At 64.1% G+C, this 6,300-nt stretch carries 12 protein-coding genes; all 12 read right to left on the bottom strand.

Features of this window, described 5'->3' with window-relative positions:
* Window positions 1–154 precede the first annotated feature (154 nt).
* Window positions 155–721, bottom strand: a complete 567-nt coding sequence (locus FE851_RS25620) for a hypothetical protein (protein ID WP_011950445.1) — start codon at window positions 719–721, stop codon at window positions 155–157.
* Window positions 718–990 (bottom strand): hypothetical protein, encoded by a 273-nt coding sequence (locus FE851_RS25625; RefSeq protein ID WP_011950446.1) that lies wholly within the window; start codon window positions 988–990, stop codon window positions 718–720. Before FE851_RS25625 ends, FE851_RS25620 begins: the two co-directional genes overlap by 4 nt.
* Before the next feature lie 108 nt (window positions 991–1,098).
* Entirely contained in the window at window positions 1,099–2,037 is a 939-nt protein-coding gene (locus tag FE851_RS25630; RefSeq protein WP_011950447.1) for a hypothetical protein, read from the bottom strand.
* Window positions 2,038–2,114: 77 nt separating this feature from the next.
* The gene (locus tag FE851_RS25635) at window positions 2,115–2,399 is read right to left on the bottom strand and encodes a hypothetical protein (RefSeq protein WP_011950448.1); all 285 of its coding nucleotides are present in this window, start codon (window positions 2,397–2,399) and stop codon (window positions 2,115–2,117) included.
* A gap of 12 nt (window positions 2,400–2,411) precedes the next feature.
* Entirely contained in the window at window positions 2,412–3,107 is a 696-nt protein-coding gene (locus FE851_RS25640; protein ID WP_011950449.1) for a hypothetical protein, read from the bottom strand.
* Window positions 3,108–3,299: 192 nt separating this feature from the next.
* A complete protein-coding gene (locus FE851_RS25645; protein WP_017183644.1) occupies window positions 3,300–3,497 on the bottom strand; it encodes a hypothetical protein in 198 nt (65 codons plus the stop codon).
* Window positions 3,498–3,538: 41 nt separating this feature from the next.
* Complete coding sequence (locus FE851_RS25650) at window positions 3,539–3,853, bottom strand: hypothetical protein (protein ID WP_011950450.1); 315 nt, start codon at window positions 3,851–3,853, stop codon at window positions 3,539–3,541.
* Window positions 3,854–4,043: 190 nt separating this feature from the next.
* A complete protein-coding gene (locus FE851_RS25655; protein ID WP_011950451.1) occupies window positions 4,044–4,454 on the bottom strand; it encodes a type II toxin-antitoxin system VapC family toxin in 411 nt (136 codons plus the stop codon).
* Window positions 4,454–4,714, bottom strand: a complete 261-nt coding sequence (locus FE851_RS25660; protein ID WP_017183643.1) for a type II toxin-antitoxin system Phd/YefM family antitoxin — start codon at window positions 4,712–4,714, stop codon at window positions 4,454–4,456. The genes FE851_RS25655 and FE851_RS25660 overlap by 1 nt, the downstream gene beginning before the upstream one ends.
* 33 nt (window positions 4,715–4,747) lie before the next feature.
* Window positions 4,748–5,140, bottom strand: coding sequence for a DUF6915 family protein (locus FE851_RS25665; protein ID WP_017183642.1), 393 nt, complete (start codon window positions 5,138–5,140; stop codon window positions 4,748–4,750).
* Between the two features lie 3 nt (window positions 5,141–5,143).
* Window positions 5,144–5,614, bottom strand: coding sequence for a DUF6878 family protein (locus tag FE851_RS25670; protein ID WP_011950454.1), 471 nt, complete (start codon window positions 5,612–5,614; stop codon window positions 5,144–5,146).
* 2 nt (window positions 5,615–5,616) lie between these two features.
* The gene (locus FE851_RS25675) at window positions 5,617–6,129 is read right to left on the bottom strand and encodes a hypothetical protein (RefSeq protein ID WP_026002487.1); all 513 of its coding nucleotides are present in this window, start codon (window positions 6,127–6,129) and stop codon (window positions 5,617–5,619) included.
* Window positions 6,130–6,300: the final 171 nt, after the last annotated feature.

Consider the following 6,300-nt stretch of genomic DNA (forward strand, 5'->3'; position numbering starts at 1 on the left):
TCCTCGGCCGTTCGGCCGAGCAGGCGCGCAAGCGCCACATCCGAGGCCCGCTTCCGCGGCCTCGGGGCGAAAATGGATCTGTGAGGGGATGCCGCTGATCGCCTTAAAGCGGTCAGGCCGCCCCGGGCCGCCGGTACTGGCTGGGCGATGACAGCTACAAGGAAGCAGGCCGCTCGCTCGCGGTCCTGCTGCGGTCGAAGGCCTCGACATGGCGACGGGCGAGGTCGCGCTTTGCGATGCCGTGCCAGTAATGGTCGTCATGGCCGTCATAGTCGCCGCGACCATTGAGCCGGATCGTGTCGCCATATTGCTCGATCCGCTGGCCGTTATAGGTCAGCAGCACTTCGCCTTGGGTGACGCTGAAACGCTTGCGCTCGATGACCAGCTTGTCGGAATCATAAGGCGGCGGCTGACGCAGATAGTCGGCGCGCTGCCTGTTGGCCGCGATCGCCGTGCAGAGCCGGTCGACATGATCCGGATCGTTCGAGACGATGCTGAAGATATGAGAGCGATCGAAGAAGTTGCCGAAGAAGCTGACGGCATTCTCGACGCCTTCCAGCCATTCGCCGCGCAGATTGCGGGCGTCGCGTTCGACAAAGTCGCCATATTTTTCGAACAGACGGTTGAGCGGATGATCGCGCAGGATCTCGATCAGCGCGTCGATCGCCGCGTCGGCGGTCTCTGTGCGCAAATGGCCGTTGCTCAGGACGATGGTGGTCATGGTCGTTCCCCTTGGGACTGAACGTGGTCGGACGAGGGAGAGCCGACCGGCTTGGCCAGCTCGGCCGCGCGGCGCTCGAAGATGTCGGCGAGCTGCGCGGGATCGCTGCCGGGCCGGGCTTCGATGATGTTGTCGCGGAAGCTGACGTCGATGCCGACCCTCAAGGCGTTGCAGTGTTCGACGGCCTCGCGGCATACATCTGCCGGGTCGCAGCAGGCTGGGGCGCTGGCTGCCAGGACCTTCCATCGCAGGCCTGAAATTACGATCATGTGATCCTCCATGTCGGAAGCGGTAGGTCAGCGGGCCGCGACCGATGGCATGCGGTCACAGCAACGATCGCGGTAGCGCGTGGGCGAGTGCTACGTGCGTGACCCCGGTCAGACTTCAAGATAGCAATCATGGGCGAGGCAGAAGGCCTCGGCGACGGATTCGCCCTCGCACAGCAGCCGCGGTTTCCGCGAACCGCCCCAGACAGGGCGCGGTAGGTCGTCGCCCATGGCGAAGCGCCAGCGGGTCGGACCGTTGGCGGCCTCGAGGATGAAGCCGGTCTCGCTCGCGTCGAACCGCAGGATTGTGGGCCTTTCGGCTCCGAAGTCAGGCATGTCGAGGATCTGATGTTGACCGGCATAGCGATGCTCCCAGGGCGGGAAGTCCGCGAGCTGATCGGGATGCACACCGAGGATTCGCTGATCGACAGCGATCGCAAGTGACCGATGGTCCGGCGCTGGCCGTATCTCCTCGCGCGTGAGCCAGATCCATCCGTCGGAGTAGGTCAGCGGCAGCACCATCCATGATCCCCCGTTGCATTGCCAGCCCGCGAGGCCGACCCCGCCTTGTCCATAGCTCCCCAGATGGCTCGAAAAGGCGGTCAGCGTCCGGTCGATGGGCCACTGCGGCGGCATCGGTCCAATCAGCGAACTGCCGCGCACGGCGCGAAACGAGCCGCGGTCCAGAACGTCCCAGCGGTCGGCCTTGCGGCACAGCGAGTCACGGCGGCGGGACAGATCGAGCACGCGGCGCGCTTTGTGGATCGGATCCTCGCCATGGCGAACGCCTACCTTGACGGTGAACGCGAACGAGGCGGCGCTGGGCCTGTCGGTTTCGGGACAATCGAGATCGAGAATGACCTCATGGCGTATCGGGGAGTGGGCCTTGTCCGGTTCCACCGTAAGCGTGGCGTTCCATTCGAGCCTGCGGCGCTCATACCAGCCTTGCAAGAGGATCCAGCTGCGCGCACGGTCCGTGTTCCCGGCCTCGGCGTGCTCGAGAATCCAGTGAGGGACACGCGCCGTGAAGGCGACATGATAGGTCGACATGGAGAATCCTCCTTGGGATGGTCGGTCTGGGGGGTCAGGAGGGAGCAGGCGCGGACCGGTTGCCTGCGCGTGCGTGGTCAGGCGTATTGCGGCCGGACTTCGGGAAATGCCGGCGGCGCCGTCCATTCGAAGACGATGGCGGCATAGCGCCCACCGTCGTAGAGGACGGAATCGACGCGGCGGCGGTGGCGCTGTAACCGCTCGAGCAGGCGATTGGCGCGATCGGCAAGCTGGACGGCGCGGGTCTCGGTGGGCGCGAGCGCCAGCAATCGAGCCAGTTCGCCGGTATCGTACCACCAGGCACCTTCTTCAGGCCCACCATAGGCGCGGTCGATCTCGTAGAGAGCGATGATGAAGCGCATGGGCGGGCTCCTTCAGGAGATCGGCGCCGGCATGGCCAGCCATTCCGGCTGATCATGGGCGATGGGAACGTCGAAACGGCCGGCCTCGGCTTCGGAGAACACGGTTGCGGTGCTTAGCTCGCCAAAGCCCGTGTCATTGTTCCAGAACAGCAGACCCTCTTCAGCATCTCGCGTGGTGAGGACGTAGCCGTCGGCGCCTTCACGGTGCTCGCGCGAAAGCGCCCGCTCGAGGAGCTGGGCCGATGAGGCGAATTCGAAGCGATCCTCGCGGATCACGACATAGCCGCCGCCGAATTCGCCAGGGCGCAGGCGGTCGCAATCGAGGCAATATTCGAAGCCGGCCGGCAGCGCGGATTTCGCGACCTTCTGGATCAGTTGCGCGGCGGTTTCTACGTCGAACTGATCGCCATGGAGCCAGACCTTGCACCGCCCTGTCCCATCCGACGGATCGACCTGGACGGAGAAGCCGAGCCGTGGATAATCGGGATCGCTCAAGATCGCGAGGAAGCCGCCGAAGGGATCGGAGTCGATCGGGGGAAAACAGGCGGCGAAGCCCGCGCCAAGGTCGGCATAGGCTGCAGCGCGCTGATCGGGTGCGAGGCGGGAATCGCCAACGATCTCGGCAGCCTCGCCGACATGCCGGAAGATTTCGGCCTCGGCATCGGTGACAGCGAAGGTGAAGCTCGCCTTGGTAAAATGGTTGGCCATAATGGCTCCTCAGGAAGGGCGTGCGGCGCAAGGCCGGTCCCCGGCCTCGGAGACAGGCCCGGCCGCCATCCTCTTCCCCCCTTCCCTCCCCGTGCGCGGAGCGCGGACGGCAGAAGACGTGCGGAGAAGCTTCTCGGCCTCGGTCAGCGATGGTCGGAAGGCCCGGCCGGCGTCACCGCCGGGTTGGCGCGTTCAGCTCGTACGCTTGCGCCGGCGGGGAGGCCCGACATGGTCGGCCGACACTTCGAGATCCACCGCGAGCTGGGTGAGCGTACGGTGCGCACCCAACCGCTGGAGCCCGTCCATGCGCCCGTCGAGCTTTATGGTCTCGATCCGCGAGCGAACGAGCGAAGCGGCGACGCGCAGCGTGTGGGGATCAAGCTCGGCCATGGGACTCGACAATAGCGCCGATAGCGTCCCGATGCGAGCGCTCAGCCATCCTCGTCGGCGAAGTCGCGCCAGCGCCCGACCAGTTCGATCATCTCGGCCTTGCGACCGAAGGCATCGGGGTAGATCGCACCTTCATGCTGGCCAAGAAATCCAATGATGGTCGTGATATGGGTCGCGATCGTCGCATCGACACCGAAGAGATCGGCGATGGGAAAATGACCGCAATCCTCGCCATTCCACCAGGCGAGCAGGAAGTTGGCGGCGCGGCGCGCCTGGCCCGTGTCGGACCGGGCAAGATCGATCAGGCGATCGAGAGCTTTTCCCGCAGCGGCCTTGCCGAAGGGTGCCGCGGTCACGCCGGCCGCGTTTCTTCATTGAAAGCGTCCGCTGCTACCGGAGGACGAGCAGCTGCAACATTTTTGCGATCATCTGCATTGAAGTCGGGGAGGCGCAGCACTTCCCGCCTGGATGTGTCGCCTGCTTTCGGATCTTTGTGCCGAGACTTCATGGTCTGTCACCTCAAATCAACTTCGGCTCAGCGCCAGTTCAATGCCAGGGATTTAGGAGGTTGGCCGGCGTGCGCTCGAAATCCGCAACGTTGCGGGTAACAAGCGTCATCGAATGCACAACCGCCGTCGCGGCGATCAGACCATCCCGCTCCGGTTGGGGATCCGGCACATGCAATGCGGCGCACCGCATCGCGACTTCGGTGTCGATCGGGATGATGCGATCATCGAACGCCGCCAGCACGTCGGTTTGAAACCATGTCCGCAAAATGCGGCCGGTAGAAGCATCGACGCGCTCCTTGGCTAAAATGCCTAGTTCAATTTCGAGGACCGATATGACCGAAATGTAGCACTGGTCGACATCGGCTTCGTCCGCCCAGGATGTCACCTCGGGAGGCAGCCGTTCAGGTCTGCGAAGCGCGGAGATGACGTTCGTATCTAGGAGAAACATCAATCCAGATCCGCCGGTCGGACGATATGATCCAGCTTGCTGGGTTCGAAGTCAAAGTCAGCATCGTCGCCGGCTTGCGCCAAGGTCGCGAGCAAGCTGCGGGGCTTCTTGCCCTGCCGTCGATGATAATCCTCGATCGTCATGAGCACATGGGTGGGCCTGCCCCGTTCGGTGATATAGACAGGGCCCTTGCGGGCAGCTTTCTTTGCCCGGCTCGCACCTTGGTTGAAGTCACGACTTGAAATGGTTGTCATGTTCATAAGAGCCTCGCACTTGGGCATGTAGCCATGTTACTACAATTGCGTCGCTGGAGCAACCCGGCACATGTTTTCAACATCTGGATCCAATCCCGGTGACCCGGCCGGGTTGCCCCGAAGAATCCACGGCATCGGCTGGATGAGCCGCGCCCAGTCAGCGAAGGAGGGAATACGGCCAAGATCCTCTTGGACGTGCTGTTCCCCGATCAACCGCACCGGGATATCCCGTCCATCAGCGTTTCGGATCGTCACGCCGAAGACCGTCTCGAGCATGAATATGCCCTCTGCATGGTGGCGCAAGGAACGGTGGCGGGGGTCCGCGACGATCTTCTTCGACTCGTCGAACCATTGGTGGAGGGGCAGATAGTCCTCGGCCTCGCCGCCCCAGCGCTTCACGGAGCTGAGCGCGTGATAATAGCAGTGCGACATCGCCTATAGCTCCGCCTCGGTCGTGTCATAGTCGATGAACCGGCTGTTGTGCGTGAGGGTCACCGCGCCGCTGGCGACGTCTATGGCGATGGTGCCATAAGCGCCCTCCCCGTCCTCCCAGCCGGCGTGCCGCGCGCAGATGGCGTTGTCGACGAAGGCGCTCAGAGCATCCTCGAGGTCGATCGTGCGGGTCGACACTTCGCCGCTATAGGCGAGGCTATGGTGATCGCAGAGGATGCGCGGCAGCGCGATCTCGCCTTCCAGCGTGTAGGCATTGACATCACCGACGCTGCCTTGGTCGCCGCCGCCATCGTAGTGGATTTCGACACGGACAATGCCATGATCGAGCAGATGCGGGAGGAAGGCATCCTTGCAGCGCGCCTCGACTGTCCGCACGGCGGACAGGGCCGCCTGCAACTCGGCCTCGATCGGATCGGTGATGGCGGCATCGGCAGATTGATCTGTCGCGGTCATGGTCAAATCTCCTCGGGGAGGCGCTGTGCGGCCTCGGCGCTGCGGGGATAGCCTGCAGCCAGATTGCGGTGGAGTATCGCGAAGTCGGCGACCGGGAAGTGTCCGTCGGGGCCGGGCCGCGTGGCGAGGAGCGCCCCCATGACGATGTCGTCGATCGAGCTTCGCTCGACCTTGGGGGCCTCCCCGTCCTCATAGCAGACCGGCGCGGCGAAGCCGGCCTCGATCCAGCTGCCAAGGCCGTTCTCGACGGTCTCCGCATAGGTGGCGACGGTGGAATCGCGCCGCGTGGCGCTTGCATCGACCTTGAGACCGAGCGTGTAATAGACGCCGAAATCGTGCCGGTTGGTCAATGTGAGCAGCGCGCAGCCGTCAGGCGGCGGACCGAAACGGGCGATGATTGCCGCGCGGTAGGTGGCGACCTCAAGGCGGTTCAATCGCTCGAAGTCGGATGTGTGCCCGAGCTGGGCGCAATCCTCGTTCGCTGGCGCGCCGCCCAGATCGATGATGTCGGACATGGCCTTCTCCAATTCGGTGAGCAACCAGCCCAAGCCCCCTCTCCTCTGCGGCCGCACGGCCGGGGAAATTGCGAAAAGCCCCCGCTCCGCGAAGAGCGAGGGCCTTTCGTGACTTGGCGTGTGCGATCAGCCAGCGAAGGCATGGCTTGCGGAGGACTGTCCGAGGCCGGC

The organism is Sphingobium sp. B2 (assembly GCF_007693735.1).
Taxonomy (GTDB): Bacteria; Pseudomonadota; Alphaproteobacteria; order Sphingomonadales; family Sphingomonadaceae; genus Sphingobium; species Sphingobium xenophagum.

Bases quoted from the DNA above. Each gene is read 5' to 3' on its own strand.
- FE851_RS25620 (WP_011950445.1), bottom strand. From the start codon at position 721: ATGACCACCATCGTCCTGAGCAACGGCCATTTGCGCACAGAGACCGCC.
- FE851_RS25625 (WP_011950446.1), bottom strand. From the start codon at position 990: ATGATCGTAATTTCAGGCCTGCGATGGAAGGTCCTGGCAGCCAGCGCC.
- FE851_RS25630 (WP_011950447.1), bottom strand. From the start codon at position 2,037: ATGTCGACCTATCATGTCGCCTTCACGGCGCGTGTCCCTCACTGGATT.
- FE851_RS25635 (WP_011950448.1), bottom strand. From the start codon at position 2,399: ATGCGCTTCATCATCGCTCTCTACGAGATCGACCGCGCCTATGGTGGG.
- FE851_RS25640 (WP_011950449.1), bottom strand. From the start codon at position 3,107: ATGGCCAACCATTTTACCAAGGCGAGCTTCACCTTCGCTGTCACCGAT.
- FE851_RS25645 (WP_017183644.1), bottom strand. From the start codon at position 3,497: ATGGCCGAGCTTGATCCCCACACGCTGCGCGTCGCCGCTTCGCTCGTT.
- FE851_RS25655 (WP_011950451.1), bottom strand. From the start codon at position 4,454: ATGTTTCTCCTAGATACGAACGTCATCTCCGCGCTTCGCAGACCTGAA.
- FE851_RS25660 (WP_017183643.1), bottom strand. From the start codon at position 4,714: ATGAACATGACAACCATTTCAAGTCGTGACTTCAACCAAGGTGCGAGC.
- FE851_RS25665 (WP_017183642.1), bottom strand. From the start codon at position 5,140: ATGTCGCACTGCTATTATCACGCGCTCAGCTCCGTGAAGCGCTGGGGC.
- FE851_RS25670 (WP_011950454.1), bottom strand. From the start codon at position 5,614: ATGACCGCGACAGATCAATCTGCCGATGCCGCCATCACCGATCCGATC.
- FE851_RS25675 (WP_026002487.1), bottom strand. From the start codon at position 6,129: ATGTCCGACATCATCGATCTGGGCGGCGCGCCAGCGAACGAGGATTGC.